The 17,866-nt window shown below is 34.3% G+C and carries 16 protein-coding genes; 10 read left to right on the forward strand and 6 right to left on the reverse strand.

Annotated elements, in window-relative coordinates; genetic code table 11:
• Nucleotides 1–22: 22 nt before the first annotated feature.
• A complete protein-coding gene (locus L0669_RS03600; RefSeq protein WP_263761385.1) occupies nt 23–766 on the forward strand; it encodes a DUF3298 and DUF4163 domain-containing protein in 744 nt (247 codons plus the stop codon).
• 169 nt (nt 767–935) lie between these two features.
• On the opposite strand, the gene L0669_RS03605 is transcribed toward L0669_RS03600, so the two are convergent.
• The 4 genes from L0669_RS03605 to L0669_RS03620 form a co-directional block, all read right to left on the reverse strand.
• Complete coding sequence (locus L0669_RS03605) at nt 936–2,087, reverse strand: ATP-binding protein (protein WP_263761387.1); 1,152 nt, start codon at nt 2,085–2,087, stop codon at nt 936–938.
• Between the two features lie 132 nt (nt 2,088–2,219).
• On the reverse strand, nt 2,220–2,972 hold the full coding sequence (locus L0669_RS03610) for an SDR family NAD(P)-dependent oxidoreductase (protein ID WP_263761388.1): 753 nt from the start codon (nt 2,970–2,972) through the stop codon (nt 2,220–2,222).
• A 239-nt stretch (nt 2,973–3,211) separates the two neighbouring features.
• Nucleotides 3,212–3,718 carry a GNAT family N-acetyltransferase gene (locus L0669_RS03615; protein WP_263761390.1) on the reverse strand — a complete coding sequence of 169 codons (507 nt, stop codon included), beginning with the start codon at nt 3,716–3,718 and terminating at the stop codon, nt 3,212–3,214.
• A gap of 15 nt (nt 3,719–3,733) precedes the next feature.
• On the reverse strand, nt 3,734–4,606 hold the full coding sequence (locus L0669_RS03620) for an aldo/keto reductase (RefSeq protein ID WP_173970497.1): 873 nt from the start codon (nt 4,604–4,606) through the stop codon (nt 3,734–3,736).
• 223 nt (nt 4,607–4,829) lie between these two features.
• On the opposite strand from L0669_RS03620, the gene L0669_RS03625 reads away from it, so the two are divergent.
• From L0669_RS03625 to L0669_RS03660, 8 genes are all read left to right on the forward strand, one after another.
• Nucleotides 4,830–5,834: an AAA family ATPase gene (locus tag L0669_RS03625; RefSeq protein WP_056248441.1), complete on the forward strand. Its 1,005-nt coding sequence runs from the start codon at nt 4,830–4,832 to the stop codon at nt 5,832–5,834.
• An 80-nt stretch (nt 5,835–5,914) separates the two neighbouring features.
• Nucleotides 5,915–6,778 (forward strand): DUF58 domain-containing protein, encoded by an 864-nt coding sequence (locus L0669_RS03630; RefSeq protein WP_055093980.1) that lies wholly within the window; start codon nt 5,915–5,917, stop codon nt 6,776–6,778.
• A gap of 150 nt (nt 6,779–6,928) precedes the next feature.
• Nucleotides 6,929–8,563 carry a hypothetical protein gene (locus tag L0669_RS03635; RefSeq protein ID WP_263761393.1) on the forward strand — a complete coding sequence of 545 codons (1,635 nt, stop codon included), beginning with the start codon at nt 6,929–6,931 and terminating at the stop codon, nt 8,561–8,563.
• Complete coding sequence (locus L0669_RS03640) at nt 8,563–9,564, forward strand: vWA domain-containing protein (RefSeq protein WP_263761395.1); 1,002 nt, start codon at nt 8,563–8,565, stop codon at nt 9,562–9,564. The genes L0669_RS03635 and L0669_RS03640 overlap by 1 nt, the downstream gene beginning before the upstream one ends.
• A 73-nt stretch (nt 9,565–9,637) precedes the next feature.
• Nucleotides 9,638–10,672 carry a vWA domain-containing protein gene (locus L0669_RS03645; RefSeq protein ID WP_173970501.1) on the forward strand — a complete coding sequence of 345 codons (1,035 nt, stop codon included), beginning with the start codon at nt 9,638–9,640 and terminating at the stop codon, nt 10,670–10,672.
• Nucleotides 10,673–10,717: 45 nt separating this feature from the next.
• Entirely contained in the window at nt 10,718–11,470 is a 753-nt protein-coding gene (locus tag L0669_RS03650) for a tetratricopeptide repeat protein (protein WP_263761397.1), read from the forward strand.
• A gap of 101 nt (nt 11,471–11,571) precedes the next feature.
• Nucleotides 11,572–13,335, forward strand: coding sequence for a BatD family protein (locus tag L0669_RS03655; protein WP_263761399.1), 1,764 nt, complete (start codon nt 11,572–11,574; stop codon nt 13,333–13,335).
• 138 nt (nt 13,336–13,473) lie between these two features.
• Nucleotides 13,474–14,223, forward strand: coding sequence for a tetratricopeptide repeat protein (locus L0669_RS03660; RefSeq protein ID WP_263761401.1), 750 nt, complete (start codon nt 13,474–13,476; stop codon nt 14,221–14,223).
• Nucleotides 14,224–14,393: 170 nt separating this feature from the next.
• On the opposite strand, the gene L0669_RS03665 is transcribed toward L0669_RS03660, so the two are convergent.
• Both L0669_RS03665 and L0669_RS03670 read right to left on the reverse strand, forming a co-directional pair.
• Entirely contained in the window at nt 14,394–14,963 is a 570-nt protein-coding gene (locus tag L0669_RS03665) for a 5-formyltetrahydrofolate cyclo-ligase (RefSeq protein ID WP_263761403.1), read from the reverse strand.
• Complete coding sequence (locus L0669_RS03670; protein WP_173970506.1) at nt 14,950–15,930, reverse strand: succinylglutamate desuccinylase/aspartoacylase family protein; 981 nt, start codon at nt 15,928–15,930, stop codon at nt 14,950–14,952. Before L0669_RS03670 ends, L0669_RS03665 begins: the two co-directional genes overlap by 14 nt.
• 135 nt (nt 15,931–16,065) lie before the next feature.
• Here L0669_RS03670 and uvrC point away from each other — a divergent pair, with 135 nt between their 5' ends.
• Nucleotides 16,066–17,859 carry an excinuclease ABC subunit UvrC gene (gene uvrC, locus L0669_RS03675; RefSeq protein WP_263763903.1) on the forward strand — a complete coding sequence of 598 codons (1,794 nt, stop codon included), beginning with the start codon at nt 16,066–16,068 and terminating at the stop codon, nt 17,857–17,859.
• The last annotated feature ends 7 nt before the right edge of the window (nt 17,860–17,866 follow it).

Below are 17,866 nucleotides of genomic sequence, written 5' to 3' on the forward strand. Positions count from 1 at the left end.
TATATAATTAACACTTTTTGATATGAAACATTACATTTTTATAGTCTTTTTGGCTTTAGCTCTCACCAGTTGCAACAAAGAACTTTCATTTGAAAATGAGACATTTGAAAAAGAATCTACTATTCCTTGCAAAAAAGATTGTCCAAAAATTACGATCGACGTTCCTATTGCTAAAAATATTCCCATTGTAGCAGACAGCATTAATAAAAAAGTTTTTTCGGTTATAAAAGAAATTGTTTATTTTGAAGAAGATCCTTCAAAAGCCAATGATTACAAATATTTAGTTGCTTCCTTTATTACTTCTTTTGAAGAAATGCACAAAAAATTTCCTACCGAAACTTTTGGTTGGGAAGGAAAAATAAAAGGCAACGTCGAGTTTGAATCTGATCAGATTATTAATATAAAAATTGACCATTATACTTTTACCGGAGGCGCACATGGCTACCAGGGAGTTCGCTCTTTATTGTTTCATCCTCAAACCGGAAAAACCATTTTTACCGATGAAATCTTTAAAAACGAAAAAGAGTTTAAGGTTTTCGCCGAAAAAGAATTCAGGGCTAAATACAAAATCCCTGAAAAACTGAACATTAACGCTACCGGTTTAATGTTCGAAAATGATAAATTTCAGCTGCCTCAAAATATCTTTTATACTAAAGAAGGTTTGCTTTTATATTACAACTCTTATGAAGCCGCTTCGTATGCCGATGGACCAAAAGAGCTTTTGTTTCCGTATGCAAAAGTGAATCAGTATTTGAAATATCAATAGGCATTTTCAAAATATGAACTGGAATAATTCGGCTAAAGCCAATGAACAAATTCTAAAAAATGCCTCCAACTAAAGCTGGAGGCTATTCAAAAAAACCTATGAGTTAGACGCACAGCTGTGCGTCTCTACAAAAAACCTTTGTCGCTTTGTTACTTTGAACCTTTGTACCTTACTTGGAACCTTCCTGAAAATCGTACTTCATTTTTCGAAGAATTCGCAACGCTTCTTTAAACGATAAATAGATATTTCCAAAAGGTTTTAAAAGCAATTTAGCATCGATAAGTTTTTGTTTTGCCTCATCAAAACCATTCAAATAACAAATCATAAAAGTCGAAGGGAGATTCTCGAGATCTTTTAATTCGCGATCTGACAAAGCAATTCCTTTTTGCAATTTTTGAAGCAACGCCATATTTGCATTATAAATATGGTATAACATTTTGCGATTAAACTCCGGCGGCTGAAACAACATTTCGCGATCGATTTTATAATAACCATTGTCAAAAAAATGAATCGTTTGCTGCTCTAGCGGATAATAACTTGTTTTATCATTTAATCCTAATGGAACATATTCAGTAATCGTAAAACTATCGTCATCAAAAACAATCGTAACCACATCCTGAGCCGAATAAAAAAGCTTAATTTGTTCGTTGATCAATTCGATATCAACGCGGGATAAAAATGTTTTATCACGGGATTTATGAGGAACTCCTGCCCAGCAAATCACAAATAATTCTTTAAAAACATGGTATTTAGGCGACATGTCTTTGTGCCTGAAATTCATAAAATCAATTACTCCGTCAAGCGTATATTGAATACTGTTTCGGGAACTATTTTCGATTCCAATAACGGTTTCAGTGTTCTGATAGTTTTTTTCGATTTCACCTTCAACCGGAACCGAATTGCTGCCACGCCTAATAAAAACACTATTGGCTGGAGTAGTATGAATTCCTTTTTTGAAATAAGATACCTTACTTTTGGGTTTAATGGTGACCAATCCTACTACTTTATCTTTTGGAAGATTCGGAAACGGCACATTTTCATATTGAATCTTAGGAGGATTTTCCAGAAAAGCATTCACCAAATTCTGAATTCGGCTATCATCAAAGAAATCATCACCAACAATTTCATTATCATGATCTTCAACGCCCACCACTATATAAGAATTATTGGTTGGATTTGAATTTGATAACGCGCAAATATGTTTTAGAAACTTTCCTTTTCCTTCGCGCGAATGCAAATTCAATTGCCTTTTTTTATCATAAAAACTGCTCTCGTCATTATGAGCAAGTAGATTTTTTATTAAAAGGCGCTTATTAATCATTTTTTAGACTTCTTAGATTATTAGAATTTTAGACTTCTTCGACTATCGAACTTTTGAATCTTTAACTTCTTAGATTAATTGGATTACATAAACTTCAAATCTAAGAAGTCTAAGTTAGTCTAAAAATCTAAGTTAGTCTCTTTTGACTATTGTAGATGATGCCTGAGCAGTACTCATCACTACTAAATCGGCAATGTTTACATGATACGGTCTTGAAACCACAAAATGAATAATATCAGCGATATCTTCTGCCTGCAACGGATCGAAACCTTTGTAAACATTCGAAGCTCTTTCTACATCACCTTTAAAACGTACTTCGCTAAACTCAGTCGCGACCATTCCGGGATGAATTGCTCCTACTCTAATACTAAACGGATTCAGATCAATTCGCATTCCTGCTGTAATGGCATCCACGGCATGTTTTGTTCCGCAATACACATTTCCGTTAGGATAAACTTCTTTTGCTGCTGTTGAACCAATATTAATAATATGTCCGGAATTCTTAGCGGTCATTTTAGGAATTACAGCTTTCGAAACATACAAAAGTCCTTTTACATTGATATCGATCATAGCATCCCAATCGTCTAAATCTCCGGTTTGAATGGGATCTAAACCATGCGCATTTCCGGCATTGTTGATCAACACATCAATATCTGAAAATTCAGTTGGCAAAGAGTTGATGCTTTCCAGCACATCTTTTTTATCCCTAACATCAAATGATAAAGAATGTACTTCTGTAAAAGCCGAAAGTTCTTTTTCAAGCTCAGCTAAACGATCTTTACGTCTTCCGCAAAGCACCACTTTATAGTTATTTTTAGCCATGATTTGAGCGGTTGCTTTACCAATTCCGCTTGTGGCTCCAGTAATTAAAACTGTTTTTTTCATTCTTTCCTTTATTTTTATTTTTAACACATAGATACATAGTTTAAAAGCTTAAAAAAGACATTTCACTTTACATAAATTCACATAGCTATGTGAAAATGATTTGTCATTTATTTTTATCTTATTCAAAACAATAAAAATCTATGTTTCTATGTGTTTAATTTCTAGCCACAGATTAAATGGATTAAAATGATTTTATAAACTGTTCGAATCTTTTTAATCTGCGGCAAAAAAATATTTTTTCAATTATTCCTGATCCAATTATTCAAATTCAACTTCATGTTTAGAGCAATCCAGGTTTCATCATCCATTTCCCGAACAAATTTTTTATTCGGATCAATAACAAAACCAATCTTTTCATAGCATTTGATGGCGCTTGTATTAAAATCAAAAACATTAAGCTCAACATTTCTCTGCTTGCTATTTTCAAGAACAAATTCCAGAAGTAAAGTCACTATTTGTTTTCCGATTCCTTTTCCGCGAAGCGTTTCATCCATAATCAGAATTCTTCCCAGATTAGCAAAACTGTCTTTAAAACAAATTTCACAATGTCCGATAGTCGAATCATTAGAAACATTTACCACTCTAAAGGCAATTCTGTTTTCATCCGAAAGTGATTTTTCTATCTGTTCTTCAGTCAAAGGAAAAGTAAATTCAGGTCCTGCAAATTGCATCAATTCACCAGCATCTTTTATACTATCAATCAATTGCGGATAAAACGCTGCATCGAATTTTTCTAATCGTATCATTATATATTGAAAGGTTTAAGCAACTTCTTCGCCTCTGCTTTCTGTCCAGATTGCAAACCAGTCTTCTTTGTCCATTTCTAATTCAACAGCTTTCATCAGCGCTTGAATTCTGGCAATATTTACAGTTCCCGCAATTGGAATAACTGCTGAAGGATGTTTTAAAATCCAGGCCAATAAAAGTGTATCCGAACCAAACCCATATTTCTGCACTAAATCTGCCAATAATTTTTTCAAACGACGTGTTTTTTTAGTGTCTTCTCTAAAAACAGTTCCAAGCGGATTCCATGACAATGGGCGAATTCCGTGTGTTTGCATATAATCAAAACTTCCGTCTACCATTGGCTCAAAATTCGTGGCCGAAAATTGTACCTGATTATAGCTTATTTCTGTTTTCTGACGAATTAATTCGGTTTGAGAACTTGTAAAATTCGAAAGTCCAAAATCAATAATTTTTCCTTCTGCTTTTAATTTCTCTACCGCTTCTGCAATTTCGTCTGCCTGCATTAACGGGCTTGGTCTGTGCAATAAAAAAACATCTACATAATCTGTTTTTAGTTTTTTTAATGATTCTTCAACTGACCAAACAATATAATCCTTGGAGTAATCATAATGTTTGATTTTGTTTGGGCGGCTTTCGGCGATCATCTGAATTCCGCATTTGGTAATTAATTGTAATTTCTCTCTCGAGATTTTGCTGTTGTGAAATGCTTTTCCAAAATCAGCTTCTGTGGTATAAGATCCGTAAATGTCTGCGTGATCAAAAGTTGTAATTTTGTTTTCGATACATAGTTGTATCAGGTTTTCCATTTCTTTAGTTGTAAGGTTTTTATCCCAAACTCCCCAATTCATAGTGCCCGAAATTATAGGCGATAATGCTGTTTTACTCATGGTTTCATTGCGTTATTTTTGGTAATAAATATGCTTTTCTGAAGCATAATCATCAAAGTTCTTAAAAATATAAAAATAGATTCACAATTAGTCCTTAAAATTAGGTCATTGGTCGAAGTTTTAACCATTCTTTAACATCTTACTTCTCAAAAAATATTCAATTTGCACTCTCAAAAGCTACGCATAGAAATCACCGTTTTAAAAAGGTTTTAAAAATATTTATATGGAAGAAAATACAACGACTTTAGACATTAGAGCGATAAATGAAAAAATTGAAAGAGAAAGTGCTTTTATAGACCTTCTTACAATGGAAATGAACAAAGTTATTGTGGGCCAGAAACATATGGTCGAGCGTTTACTAATTGGACTTCTGGGACAAGGGCATATTTTGCTTGAAGGTGTTCCGGGATTGGCAAAAACTTTAGCCATCAATACTTTGTCGCAAGCAGTACAAGGTTCGTTCAGTCGTATTCAGTTTACACCTGACTTATTACCTGCCGATGTCGTTGGAACGATGATTTATAACATCAAAGCAAACGAATTTTCTATCAAAAAAGGGCCAATCTTCGCTAATTTCGTCCTTGCCGATGAGATTAACCGTGCTCCGGCTAAGGTGCAGTCAGCACTTTTGGAGGCGATGCAGGAAAAACAAGTAACTATTGGCGACACGACTTTCAAACTAGATCGTCCGTTTTTAGTATTAGCAACACAAAACCCGGTTGAGCAAGAAGGAACATACCAACTTCCGGAAGCACAAGTCGATCGTTTTATGCTAAAAACTGTAATTGACTACCCAAAAATTGATGAAGAGCGTTTTGTAATTCGTCAAAACTTAAAAGGAACTTACGAAAAAGTAAATGCCGTAGTTTCTGTCGAGCAAATTTTACGTGCGCAAGAAGCGGTTCGTGAAGTTTACATGGACGAAAAAATCGAAAAATATATCTTAGATATCATATTTGCTACTCGTTATCCAGAGAAGTACAAACTTGCAGACTTAAAACCTCTTATTAGTTTTGGAGCATCGCCACGTGGAAGTATCAATTTAGCTAATGCAGCAAAATGTTACGCTTTTATCAAACGTCGTGGATATGTAATTCCAGAAGATGTTCGTGCAGTTGTACATGATGTTCTACGTCACAGAGTTGGAATAACGTATGAGGCTGAAGCCGAAAACATTACTTCTGTAGACATTATCAACAAAATCGTAAACGAGATTGAAGTACCTTAAAAATAGTTTTCAGTTTTCAGTCACAGTGACCAACTTATTAAGTAAACTGCGACTGAAAACTGCGACTGAAAACTAAAGAAATGGATACAAAAGAGCTTTTAAAAAAAGTACGGAAAATAGAAATCAAAACCAAAAGACTGAGCAATCATATCTTTTCGGGAGAATATCACTCTTCATTTAAAGGACGAGGGATGACTTTTAGTGAAGTACGTCAATACCAATATGGCGATGACATTCGTAACATCGATTGGAATGTAACTGCACGCTATAACGAAGCCCACGTAAAAGTTTTTGAAGAAGAACGCGAATTGACCATGGTTTTAATGGTTGATATTTCAGGTTCAGAGGGTTTTGGTTCAAAAAGTCAATTCAAGAAAGACATCGTGACTGAAATTGCAGCAACGATGGCTTTTTCAGCTACACAAAATAATGACAAAATTGGTTTAATATTATTTTCTGATAATGTAGAATTGTATATTCCGCCAAAAAAAGGTCGTTCGCATGTATTGCGAATCATTCGTGAGTTGATCGAATTTGAACCAAAAAGTCAAAAAACAGATGTTGGAGCTGCTCTGAAATTTTTGTCAGGAACGCAGAAAAAGAAAGCAATTGTTTTTGTAATTTCTGATTTTATGTCTGAGAATTATGAGCAAACTTTAAAGATTGCTTCTAAAAAACACGATATTACAGGAGTTAGGGTTTACGATATTCGTGAAGAAAAAATCCCGAATTTAGGAATGGTTCCTATGCTTGATGCTGAAACAGGGAAAATTCAATTGGTAGATACAGGCTCAAAAACAGTGCGAATGAATTACGAAAAACACTATCAGGAAAGAGTTAATTATTTCAAAGATATTTTTAGTAAATCAGGTGCAGGAGTTGTAAACACCAGAGTTGATGAAAATTACGTAACTAAATTATTAGGGTATTTCAAATCACGATAAGATTTTTGGACTTCTTAGATTGTTAGAATATTAGATTTTAAAATATAAATATCCAAATAAAAAAATCCGTTTAAATCTGTGCCATCCGCATCATCTGCATGCCATAATTAAAACATTCATTTTAGAATAAGATCTGAAATCAAAAATCAAATGAAATTAAAGTTTTACATATTTTTATTTTTACTTTCCTCATCTATTTTTGCCCAGCAAAAACAAGTAGAGACAAGCATTGATACTACAAAAAACAAAATTGGAGCCGAATTTAAGTTAACGCTTAAAACGGTTGTCAGTTCAAAATCTAAGGTTGTTTTTCCTAAACTAAAAAATATTGGTCCGCTTGAAGTAATTCAATCGTACCCAATTGATACAGTGAAGAAAAATGACACTTACGAATTGATCAAAAAATATGGTTTAACGCAATTTGATTCCGGAAAATATACAATCCCGAGTATTAAAATTTTAATTGACAAAAAACCATTCTTAACCGATTCTATCCGTGTTGAAGTAGCCAATGTAAAAGTGGATACTTTACAACAAAAAATGTACGACATCAAAGACATCACTCCTGTTGATAACGGAATTGGTGATTGGTGGAAATATGTTTTAGGTCTAATCATTATTTTAGGAATTGGAGCGTTTGTTTATTGGTTTGTTAAAAAACGCCAACAGAAAAAGATTGAAGAAGAAGTTTATAAAACTCCTATAGAAAAAGCAACAAGCTTACTGAACAATCTGGAGCAAAAAGAATTGGTTCAAAAAGGTGAAATCAAAGAATACTACAGTGAACTTACTGATATTGCCCGTAATTATATTGAAGAAGCCATTCATATTCCGGCAATGGAAAGTACCACTTCTGAATTGATTCAGGCGATAAGAACTGCTTCTACCAAAAAGAAAATGACATTAACTCCGGAAACTGTCGAAAATCTGGAGCGCGTTTTACGTCAGGCCGATTTAGTAAAATTCGCTAAATCTAAACCACTTGATTTTGAAATTACCGATGATAGAAATAAAATTCAGAAAGTAATATTAACGCTTGATAATGCAATCCCAACTGAAGTTCCGGCTGAAGAAGAAGATCAATTACTGAACGAAGCGCAAAAACAAAAGCAAATCAAACTTCAGTTATTAAAGAAACGCAACAAACGTATTGCCATCGCTGCAGGAACCGTTTTATTTTTATTAATTGCGACCACAGCATTCTTTATTGTTACTAAAGGTTTTACTTATGTAAAAGATAATCTGATCGGACATCCGTCTAAAGAATTACTAGAAAGCGAATGGGTAAAAAGCGAGTACGGAAATCCTGGTGTATTAATTGAAACTCCAAAGGTTTTAAAACGTGTAGATACTCAAAAAGTATTGCCTAAAGAAACTATGGCGTTAATTAAGGAGATGCAACTTTTTACTTACGGAAGCATGGTGGGTAATTTTTACGTAACTGTTTCAACCAGTAAGTTTAAAAACCCTACAGATATAGATTTAGCAAAAGCATTAGAAGGAACTCTAAAAGTTATCGAAGCCCAGGGCGGACAAAATATTATTGTAAAACAAGAAGATTTCCAGACAAGTGCAGGTATTCAGGGGCTAAAAGGATATGGTACAATGACCGTGTTTAACCCAGCCGACAAAACCAGTACAAAGGCTTACTATGAACTTTTACTGTTTAAACAAGATCAGGGATTACAACAAATTATGATTTTACACGAAGAAGGTGACACATACGCCAATGATATTACAACTAGAATTTTAAATTCTGTTGAACTTAGAAAAGCGAGCAACTAATGGGAAAGATAACTTTTTTAAATCCAGAATTTTTTTGGTTGTTTCTATTAATTCCAATTGCAATCGCTTGGTTTTACTGGAAACGCAACCAGCAATCGGCAACTTTAAAAATGAGTTCTACTCAGGGTTTTAAAAACAGCGAATCGTTGTTAACGAAATTAAAACCTGCTTTATATGTTTTTAGAATTTTAGGATTAAGCTCTTTAATTATAGCATTGGCAAGACCAAGAACGGTAGACATTAGCAGTCAGACTAAAACAACAAAAGGAATTGATATTGTTCTTGCAATAGACGTTTCAGGAAGTATGCTGGCAAAAGATTTAAAGCCAAACCGTATGGAAGCTTTAAAAAGAGTTGCCGCAGATTTCGTTGGAGAAAGACCTAATGACAGAGTTGGATTGGTTTTATACGCCTCTGAAGCATATACCAAAACGCCCGTTACAAGTGATAAGGCTATCATTCTTGAAGCCATAAAAAGCATTAAATACGATACAGTTTTACAAGATGGAACCGGAATTGGAATGGGATTGGCAACTGCCGTAAACCGTTTAAAAGATAGTAAAGCCAAAAGCCGTGTAATTATTTTAATGACAGATGGTGTTAACAATGCCGGTTTTATCGAACCTGAAACAGCATCAGACATTGCAAAACAATACGGAATAAAAGTATACACTATTGGTATTGGTACCAACGGAATGGCGGAATCTCCTTATGCTTATGCACCAAACGGAGGCTTTTTATATAAAATGCAAAAAGTTGAAATCGACGAACAATTAATGAAAAACATTGCCCGTAAAACCGATGGAACTTATTTTAGAGCAACAAGTAATGATCGATTAGCCGAAATATACAACGCGATTAATAAATTAGAAACTACTGAAATCCAGGAATTAAAATTCTATGATTATGACGAAAAATACAGAGGTTTTGTTTTACTGGCAGCCTTTTTATTATTGTTAGAAGTAGGTTTAAGAAATACGGTTTACAGAAGCTTTATATAATATTTTAGTCTCAGTCACAGTTATCAGTCACCCACTGAAAACTGCCACTGAAAACTGAAAACTAGAACTAAAAATGGAATTAGACGAAAAAAAATATTTATACTTTTTATTATTACTCCCAATTGTGGTGTGTATTTTCCTTTTCAATATGTATTGGAAAAGAAAAAAACAGCGCGAATTTGGTGACCTTGAAATGGTAAAAAGACTGAGTCCGGAAAGATCTGTTTTTAAACCGGTTTTAAAAATATCCGTAATACTTTTGGCACTTGCTTGTTTGATCATCGGTTTAGTAAATCCGAAGATTGGAACTAAAATGGAAACCGTAAAACGTGAAGGAATTGATATCGTTTTTGCAGTCGACGTTTCTAAAAGTATGCTGGCCGAAGATGTGGCGCCAAGCCGTTTAGAAAAAAGTAAACAATTGGTTTCGCAAATCATCAATAATTTAGGAAGTGACAGAATTGGAATCGTAGCTTACGCAGGAAGTGCTTTCCCTGTTTTACCTATCACATCAGATTATAGTGTTGCCAAAATGTTCCTGCAAAGTATGACTCCTGATATGGTTTCGTCGCAAGGAACTTCACTTGATGAAGCAATCAGATTATCATCAACTTATTTTGATGAAAAAAGCAAAACCAGCAAATTATTGATTTTAATTTCTGATGGAGAAGATCATTCTGAAGGAGCTTCGGCAGCAGCCGAAGAAGCCAATAAAATGGGAATGAAAATTATCACCATTGGAGTTGGAACCGAAAAAGGAGGAACAATCCCTTTAAAAGAAAATGGTGTAGTTAAAAACTATCAAAAAGATCAAAACGGACAAACGGTTATTACAAAACTAAATCAGGAAGGATTAAAAACCATTGCAAAAGCGACAAAAGGCGGTTATGTATATGGTGGAAGCACTAAAGAAGTTTTAGAATACATAAAAAATGCGCTAAACAATATTCAGAAAACTGAATTTGAAGCGACCCAAATGGCCGATTTTCAATCGCAATATCAATGGTTCATTGGCTTTGCCTTCTTATTATTGTTTGTAGACATTTTCCTTTTAGAAAGAAAAACAAACTGGATAAAAGAGTTGAATTTATTTAACGAAAAGAAATAATTGTTCCCCATTAAAAATTTGGAACAAAAAATTAAAAAAATTAGAATGAAAAATTTACTTCTTTATATTTTACTAACATTTTCTTTAGCTGTTTCGGCTCAGGATAAAGACAAGACATTGCCTGATGCCAATGAAGAATATAAGCAGAATAAATTTGTTGATGCTGAAGCAAATTACAGAATTTCAGAATCAAAATTTCCAAAACGTGCTACTGCTCCTTATAACTTAGGAAATACTATCTACAGACAAAATCAGGTTTCTGAAGCTAAATTCGCTTACGCGAAAGCGATAAAGAACGCTAAAACAAGACCTGAAAAACATAAAGCATTTCACAATTTAGGAAATGTTTTAATGAAAGAGAAAGATTATGCTCAGGCTGTAGAAGCTTATAAAGAAGCTTTACGTAATGACCCAACAGACGAGGAAACGCGTTATAATTATGCTTATGCGAAACAAAAGCTAAAAGAAAATCCGCCTAAAAACGATAAGAACAAAGACAAGGATAAAAACAAAGATAAAGACAAGGACAAGGATAAAAATAAAGACAAGGATAAGGACAAAGATAAAAAGGACGACAAAGGCGATAAAGACAAAGACAAAAAAGATGGTAAAGATGATCCGAAGAAAGACGACAAGTCTGACAATAAAGGAGAACCAAAACCACAGCCTGGCGGAATTTCTAAGGACCGAGTTCAAAATTTATTAGATGCCGTAAACAACGAAGAAAAGAAAATTCAAGATAAAGTAAACGCTCAGAAAGTAAAAGGAAACCCTAAAAAAACAGAGAAAGACTGGTAAAATTTGGTTTATTTGTGTAATCGTTAATTTGTTTAATTGTAAACCCGATTAAATAAATTAGCGATTAAACAGTTAATATAAAAAACACTGAAAAACAATTAATGAAAAGATATTTAATTCTATTACTATTCACTTTTCAAGGGCTTATGGCTCAAGTTCAATTTGAGGCCAGAGTAAGCAAAAACACGCTTGGAGTGAACGAAAGATTACGCATTGACTTCATCATGAATGTTGACGGAGATAACTTCGACCAGCCTTCATTTGACGGATTTAGAATTGTAGGCGGACCAAGCCAGCAAGTAAGCCAGTCTTGGGTAAATGGTAGAAGCTCTTTTCAGAAAATATATTCTTATATTTTACAGCCCAATCAAAAAGGGACATTTTCTATCAAACAAGCCGCTATAGAATATAATGGGCAAATTTACAAAACACAGCCTATAAAAATCGTAGTAACAAATGCCGTTGCTCAGGAAAGAGATCCTTATGACAATAGCAGACCACAAGGTCAGCAAGGAATTCCGAATGAAACCTTGAATCTTGTAGCCGAGATTTCGAAAACAAATCCATATCTAAATGAGCCAATTACGGTTGTTTATAAATTATACTTTAACAACATTAATGTTACTGGTTTTAAAGAATTGGCTAAACCTAAATACAATGATTTCTGGAATCAGAATATAGACATCAAGCAACTGTCTATCGCAGAAGGAACTTTTCAGGGACAAAGATGTTACTACGTAATCCTTAAAAAGACTATCTTATATCCTCAAAAATCAGGACGATTAACGATCGAACCGCTTTCGCTGGACATTGGTGTAGAATTGCCTTCAAATCGTCGTGATATGTACGGACAAATGATTCTGACAGTTGATAACAGAGTAGTTTCGGCCGGAGCAAAAACTATTAATGTAAAAGCATTACCTGAAGCAAGTAAACCAGAAGGCTTTAGCGGTGCTGTAGGTAAATTTAATTTTACAGTTACGCCATCTAAAACAACATTGAAAAGTGGAGAAAGTCTGGATTTAATCGTAAGTGCTTCAGGAAACGGAAACATGAAATTGTTTACTTTACCAAAACCGGTTGTTCCTAATGCATTAGAAATGTACGATCCGGTTCATGATGAGCAAGTAACAACTTCTCTTTCGGGAATGTCAGGAAAAATTACCGATAAGTATTCTATTGTGCCACAATACAAAGGAAAATATGCGATCAAACCAATGCAGTTTTCTTATTTTGATTTGAATACCGGTTCTTATAAAACCATCACCTCACAAGAAATTATGGTCGATGTATTAGACGGACCAATGCAGGCAGAAGCAAGTGCAACAGCAAATGCCTCTAAAAATGTGATTGCAAAAACAGATCAGTTCAAATACATAAAATCAAAAACAACTTTAGTCTCAATCGCTAAAAATGATTTTTACGGCTCTAATTTGTATTATCTTTTATTGTTTGCTCCTTTCGTGATCATACCAATCATTGTTTTGGCTAAGAAAAGAAAAGAAGCTATTGACGGTGACGTAACAGGAAACCGCATTAGAATGAACAACAAATTGGCTAAGAAATATTTATCTCAGGCTAAAAAACAATTAAACAATAAAGAAGCATTTTATATTGCCTTAGAAAAAGCGATGCATAATTTCCTTAAAGCGAAATTGCATATCGAAACCTCAGAAATGAGCAAGGATAATATTAGCGAATTATTATTGTCAAGAAATGCCAACCCGGAATCTGTTCAAAGTTTTATTGACCTGACAGAAAACTGCGAAATTGCCCGTTATGCACCAGCATCAAGCGCTTCGATTCAGCAGGATTTCGACAAGGCTGTTTTAATTATTTCGGCATTAGAAAAGCAAATTGTTTAGTATTTAACCGCAATCCCGAGAGTTATCGGGAATTAAGAAATTAGTTTCGTTTGCGTTTAATTTAAGTTCAAAAAGAAAAAACAAACCTAACAGGTTTTATCCCGAAGCTTCGGAACCGTTAGGTTTAAAACAAATAAAATGAAAAACATAGTAGTATATCTTTTTTTATTAATCACTCAGGTTTTCTTTGCTCAAAGCAGCTTTGAAAAAGGAAATGCCTTGTACCAAAAGGGACAATACCAACAAGCTGTTGATGCTTACGAAAGTATTGTTAAAGAAGACAAACAGCATTCTGCAGAGTTATATTTTAACTTAGGAAATGCCTATTACAAACTCAACAAAGTAGCACCTTCTATTTATAACTACGAAAAAGCATTAGTATTAAAACCTCATGATCCTGACGTTTTAAACAATTTGAAATTTGCTAAAAAACTAACAATCGACGAGATCAAGGAAATCCCGAAAGTAGGTTTTGCAAAACTCATTCAGAACTTTACCGGAATTTTTGATTATAATACCTGGGCAAAGATTTCTGTTGTAATTTCATTTGTGTTTCTATTGAGTTTTATTGGATATTATTTCTCTCAACTTACACTTTCAAAAAGACTGTATTTTATCGGAATGTTTATTTTGTTAGTTGCTTTATTGGTGACCGTTTCTGCAGCAATAACAGAAAAAACTCATTTTAATAATGATCGTCCGGCGATTGTTTTTGCTGAATTAAGCGAAGTCCGCAGCGAGCCGCAAAAAGCAGGCGCAGCTATTATATTATTACACGAAGGCGTAAAAGTTTACGTTATTGAAACCGTAGGACAATGGAAAAAAATCGAATTAACAGACGGAACCGAAGGCTGGATTGACGGTTCTACCATTCGAGAAGTGAAATAACGCTTTTAGTATCTAAAAATAAAAAATCCCAAATTCCAACTTGACAACAATTGGAGTTTGGGATTTTTTATATCAATTTGGATTTAAAAACGCACAATTGATATAAGAAATTTCAAATCACAAACCCAAACAAACTTAAATTATCTTATATCACTTATATGGTTTAAAAACTAGAAATTATAAACCTTCTCAGGCGTAACACAATAATTCAACCTCACATCAGATTCAAAAACATCTTCGATCTGGTTTTCGGCTTCAAAGAAAGAAAGTCCAATTTTTATGGTTTCCGGTTTACATTCGGATAAAAATTTATCATAGAAACCTTTTCCATAACCTACCCGATTTCCTAAAAGATCAAATGCTAAAAGCGGCACAAAAACCACCTCAATAGTTTCTGACGGAACTGGCAAACCATTTACAGGTTCAGGAATATTATATTCGTTTTTTTTAATTTTGGTATTATCCGTCAATAAAAAATGTGTCATTCCGCGAGTTTCAAAATCACTTTTCGAAACCACAATTTCTTTATCTTTTCCGGAAAGCAAATGCAAAATATATTCTGTATTTACCTCTTTTTGTTCTCCAATCGGTAAAAAAACATGATAATATATTTTGTCCCAAATGGGCAACTGAATTAGATTATTGGCTATAGCCAAACTCTTTTCTTCAAGATCATCAAGAGTAATTGCTGCACGGAGGTTTTTGTAGTGTAATCGTAATTCTTTTTTATTCGTCGACATTTGAAGGGCTGTTTTTAGACATATGATAAATCGCATCGCCTTCATAAACGATAGGCGAATGATTCGCGTTAATGACAAAACCGTCATGTGGCGCTTTTACTTTCTGTTCAAATTTACCAAACGGATCTGTAATGATTGCCAAAATTGTCCCTTTAGTTACAAATTTTCCAATCAAATTATAATCGTGCAGCAAACCAGAACATTTCGCACGCAGCCAAACCGAATATTTAATATAAATCGAAGGTTCTTTTGCATATTCAACCACTTGTTTCGCATCAAGCATATTCAAATAATGCAATAAACGCTTCACTCCCATTACCCCTTCATTGGCAATTACATTATTAATATCTAATGATTTTCCGCCTTCAAAAAGCAACATTTTTATATTTGCTTTTTCGCAGGTATTTCTAAAAGATCCATTGATATTTTTAGAATATAACGTAAACGGCGCATTAAAAACATCAGCCAGAATCTTCAATTCAGGATTATTTTCGGTAATCCTTATTTGCGGAGCATTAAATCTACTCGCACCACCCGCATGAAAATCGACAGCATAATCTATAATCGGTAAAACTTCGGCCACGATATGATACGCAAACCTACTGGCCAGAGAACCCTTTTTACTTCCCGGAAAAACACGGTTTAAGTCACGCCCGTCAGGAAACTCACGGGATTTATTTACAAAACCATACATATTGATAATTGGGATACAAATAATCGTTCCTTTCGCCGGACGATTAATTTTTTTGCTAATAATCTGGCGAACAATTTCGACACCATTAATTTCGTCACCATGAATTCCGGCCGAAAATAAAACTACCGGACCTTCAATCTTTGATCGACGTACAATAACCGGAATATTTAGTTTTGTGGTCGTGTGCAACCTCGCAATTTCAACGTTTATTGTTTTGTTTTCTCCCGGCAAAATCGATTCGCCAAAAATAACCAAGGGTTTACTATTTTTCATGTAGAATTATAAAATCTAAATATAGAAATTATTCTTTTGATTTCGTAAATTTGAAACTAAATCAGTGTTAAGCTTTTTTTCAGAATCTAAATGATTTCAGAAAATGCTTTACAGATACTTCAGAAACAAAACAGAATGCAAAAACCGTCTTTAGATCTTCAAATTCAAACTTTACCGGACAACCCTGGTGTGTATCAGTATTACGATAAAGAGGGAAAGATCTTATATGTTGGAAAAGCCAAAAATTTAAAAAAAAGGGTTTCCTCCTACTTCAATAAAATTCATGATACGGCCAAAACAAATGTATTGGTTAAGAAAATTGTAACCATAAAGCACATCGTTGTTCCTACCGAAACCGATGCTCTTTTATTAGAAAACAATTTAATCAAAACCCTACAGCCACGATACAATGTATTGCTTCGTGATGATAAAAGTTACCCGTGGATTTGTATTAAAAGAGAACCTTTTTCGAGAATATTTTCGACCAGACGAATGGTCAAAGACGGCTCAGAATATTTTGGGCCATACACGAGTTTCAAAACCGTACATACTATTCTTGAATTAATCAAAGAATTGTATCCGCTCAGAACCTGCAATTTTGATTTAAGCAAATCGAATATCGATTCAGGCAAATTCAAAGTTTGTCTCGAATACCATATTGGCAATTGCAAAGGCCCGTGCGAAGGTTTAGAACCACTCGAAGAATATCAAAGACAAGTCGATGCGATCCGCGAAATCCTGAAAGGGAATTTTAAAGAAAGTATGAAAGACTTTAAGCGATTAATGAATCAATACGCACAAGATTTACGTTTTGAAGAAGCGCAGAAAATCAAAGAAAAAATAGAAGTTCTCGAAAATTACCAATCGCGATCTACCATTGTAAACCCGAAGATTACCAATATCGATGTCTTCTCGATTGTGTCTGACGAAAGTGCCGCTTACGTAAACTTTCTTCAAATTTCGCACGGATCGATCATTCGTTCGCACACTTTAGAGATCAAGAAAAAACTGGACGAAACCGATGAAGAATTGTTAGAACTCGCGATCATCGAACTTCGCGAACGTTTTCAGTTACTTTCAAAAGAAATCATTGTTCCGTTCGAAATGAACTTGGGCGAGAACATCAAAACAACCGTTCCGCAGCTTGGCGATAAAAAACAAATCCTGGATTTATCGATTCGTAACGCCAAGTTTTACAGAATCGAACAGCTCAAACAATTGCAAATTGTAGATCCTGACCGACACACCAATCGCATCATGGCGCAAATGCAAAAAGATTTGCGATTGCCGGTAGAACCCCGACATATAGAATGTTTCGATAACTCAAATATTCAGGGAACAAATCCCGTTGCGGCCTGCGTAGTTTTTAAAGACGGAAAAGCCAGCAAAAAAGATTACCGCCATTTTAATGTAAAAACTGTCGAAGGGCCTGACGATTTTGCTTCGATGACCGAAATTGTTTATCGTCGTTACAAAAGATTATTAGACGAAAACCAACCTTTGCCACAACTTATCATTATAGACGGTGGAAAAGGACAACTTTCTGCCGCCCTAAAAAGTATAGACGCATTAGAATTAAGAGGTAAAATTGCCATAATCGGGATCGCAAAACGTCTCGAAGAATTATTTTACCCCGGAGATTCCATCCCATTATATCTCGATAAAAAATCCGAAACCTTAAAAGTAATTCAGCAATTACGAAACGAAGCGCATAGATTCGGGATCACATTTCATCGTGACAAACGTAGTAAAGCAGCATTAAATTCATCAGTAGAAAGCATTCCCGGCATTGGCGAAAAAACCATGCTAACATTAATACAACATTTCAAAAGTGTTAAAAGATTGAAACTCGCCACCGAAAAAGAAATATCTGACGTCATAGGAGTATCAAAAGCCAAAAAAATTGTCGACTTTTACAAAACCAACTAGTTATTTT

This window comes from Flavobacterium bizetiae (assembly GCF_024271895.1).
Lineage (GTDB): Bacteria > Bacteroidota > Bacteroidia > Flavobacteriales > Flavobacteriaceae > Flavobacterium > Flavobacterium bizetiae.

What these genes read in the sequence shown, in the direction of transcription:
- L0669_RS03600 (WP_263761385.1), top strand. Translation starts at nt 23, where the DNA reads ATGAAACATTACATTTTTATAGTCTTTTTGGCTTTAGCTCTCACCAGT.
- L0669_RS03605 (WP_263761387.1), bottom strand. Translation starts at nt 2,087, where the DNA reads ATGATTAATAAGCGCCTTTTAATAAAAAATCTACTTGCTCATAATGAC.
- L0669_RS03610 (WP_263761388.1), bottom strand. Translation starts at nt 2,972, where the DNA reads ATGAAAAAAACAGTTTTAATTACTGGAGCCACAAGCGGAATTGGTAAA.
- L0669_RS03615 (WP_263761390.1), bottom strand. Translation starts at nt 3,718, where the DNA reads ATGATACGATTAGAAAAATTCGATGCAGCGTTTTATCCGCAATTGATT.
- L0669_RS03620 (WP_173970497.1), bottom strand. Translation starts at nt 4,606, where the DNA reads ATGAGTAAAACAGCATTATCGCCTATAATTTCGGGCACTATGAATTGG.
- L0669_RS03625 (WP_056248441.1), top strand. Translation starts at nt 4,830, where the DNA reads ATGGAAGAAAATACAACGACTTTAGACATTAGAGCGATAAATGAAAAA.
- L0669_RS03630 (WP_055093980.1), top strand. Translation starts at nt 5,915, where the DNA reads ATGGATACAAAAGAGCTTTTAAAAAAAGTACGGAAAATAGAAATCAAA.
- L0669_RS03635 (WP_263761393.1), top strand. Translation starts at nt 6,929, where the DNA reads ATGAAATTAAAGTTTTACATATTTTTATTTTTACTTTCCTCATCTATT.
- L0669_RS03640 (WP_263761395.1), top strand. Translation starts at nt 8,563, where the DNA reads ATGGGAAAGATAACTTTTTTAAATCCAGAATTTTTTTGGTTGTTTCTA.
- L0669_RS03645 (WP_173970501.1), top strand. Translation starts at nt 9,638, where the DNA reads ATGGAATTAGACGAAAAAAAATATTTATACTTTTTATTATTACTCCCA.
- L0669_RS03650 (WP_263761397.1), top strand. Translation starts at nt 10,718, where the DNA reads ATGAAAAATTTACTTCTTTATATTTTACTAACATTTTCTTTAGCTGTT.
- L0669_RS03655 (WP_263761399.1), top strand. Translation starts at nt 11,572, where the DNA reads ATGAAAAGATATTTAATTCTATTACTATTCACTTTTCAAGGGCTTATG.
- L0669_RS03660 (WP_263761401.1), top strand. Translation starts at nt 13,474, where the DNA reads ATGAAAAACATAGTAGTATATCTTTTTTTATTAATCACTCAGGTTTTC.
- L0669_RS03665 (WP_263761403.1), bottom strand. Translation starts at nt 14,963, where the DNA reads ATGTCGACGAATAAAAAAGAATTACGATTACACTACAAAAACCTCCGT.
- L0669_RS03670 (WP_173970506.1), bottom strand. Translation starts at nt 15,930, where the DNA reads ATGAAAAATAGTAAACCCTTGGTTATTTTTGGCGAATCGATTTTGCCG.
- uvrC (WP_263763903.1), top strand. Translation starts at nt 16,066, where the DNA reads ATGCAAAAACCGTCTTTAGATCTTCAAATTCAAACTTTACCGGACAAC.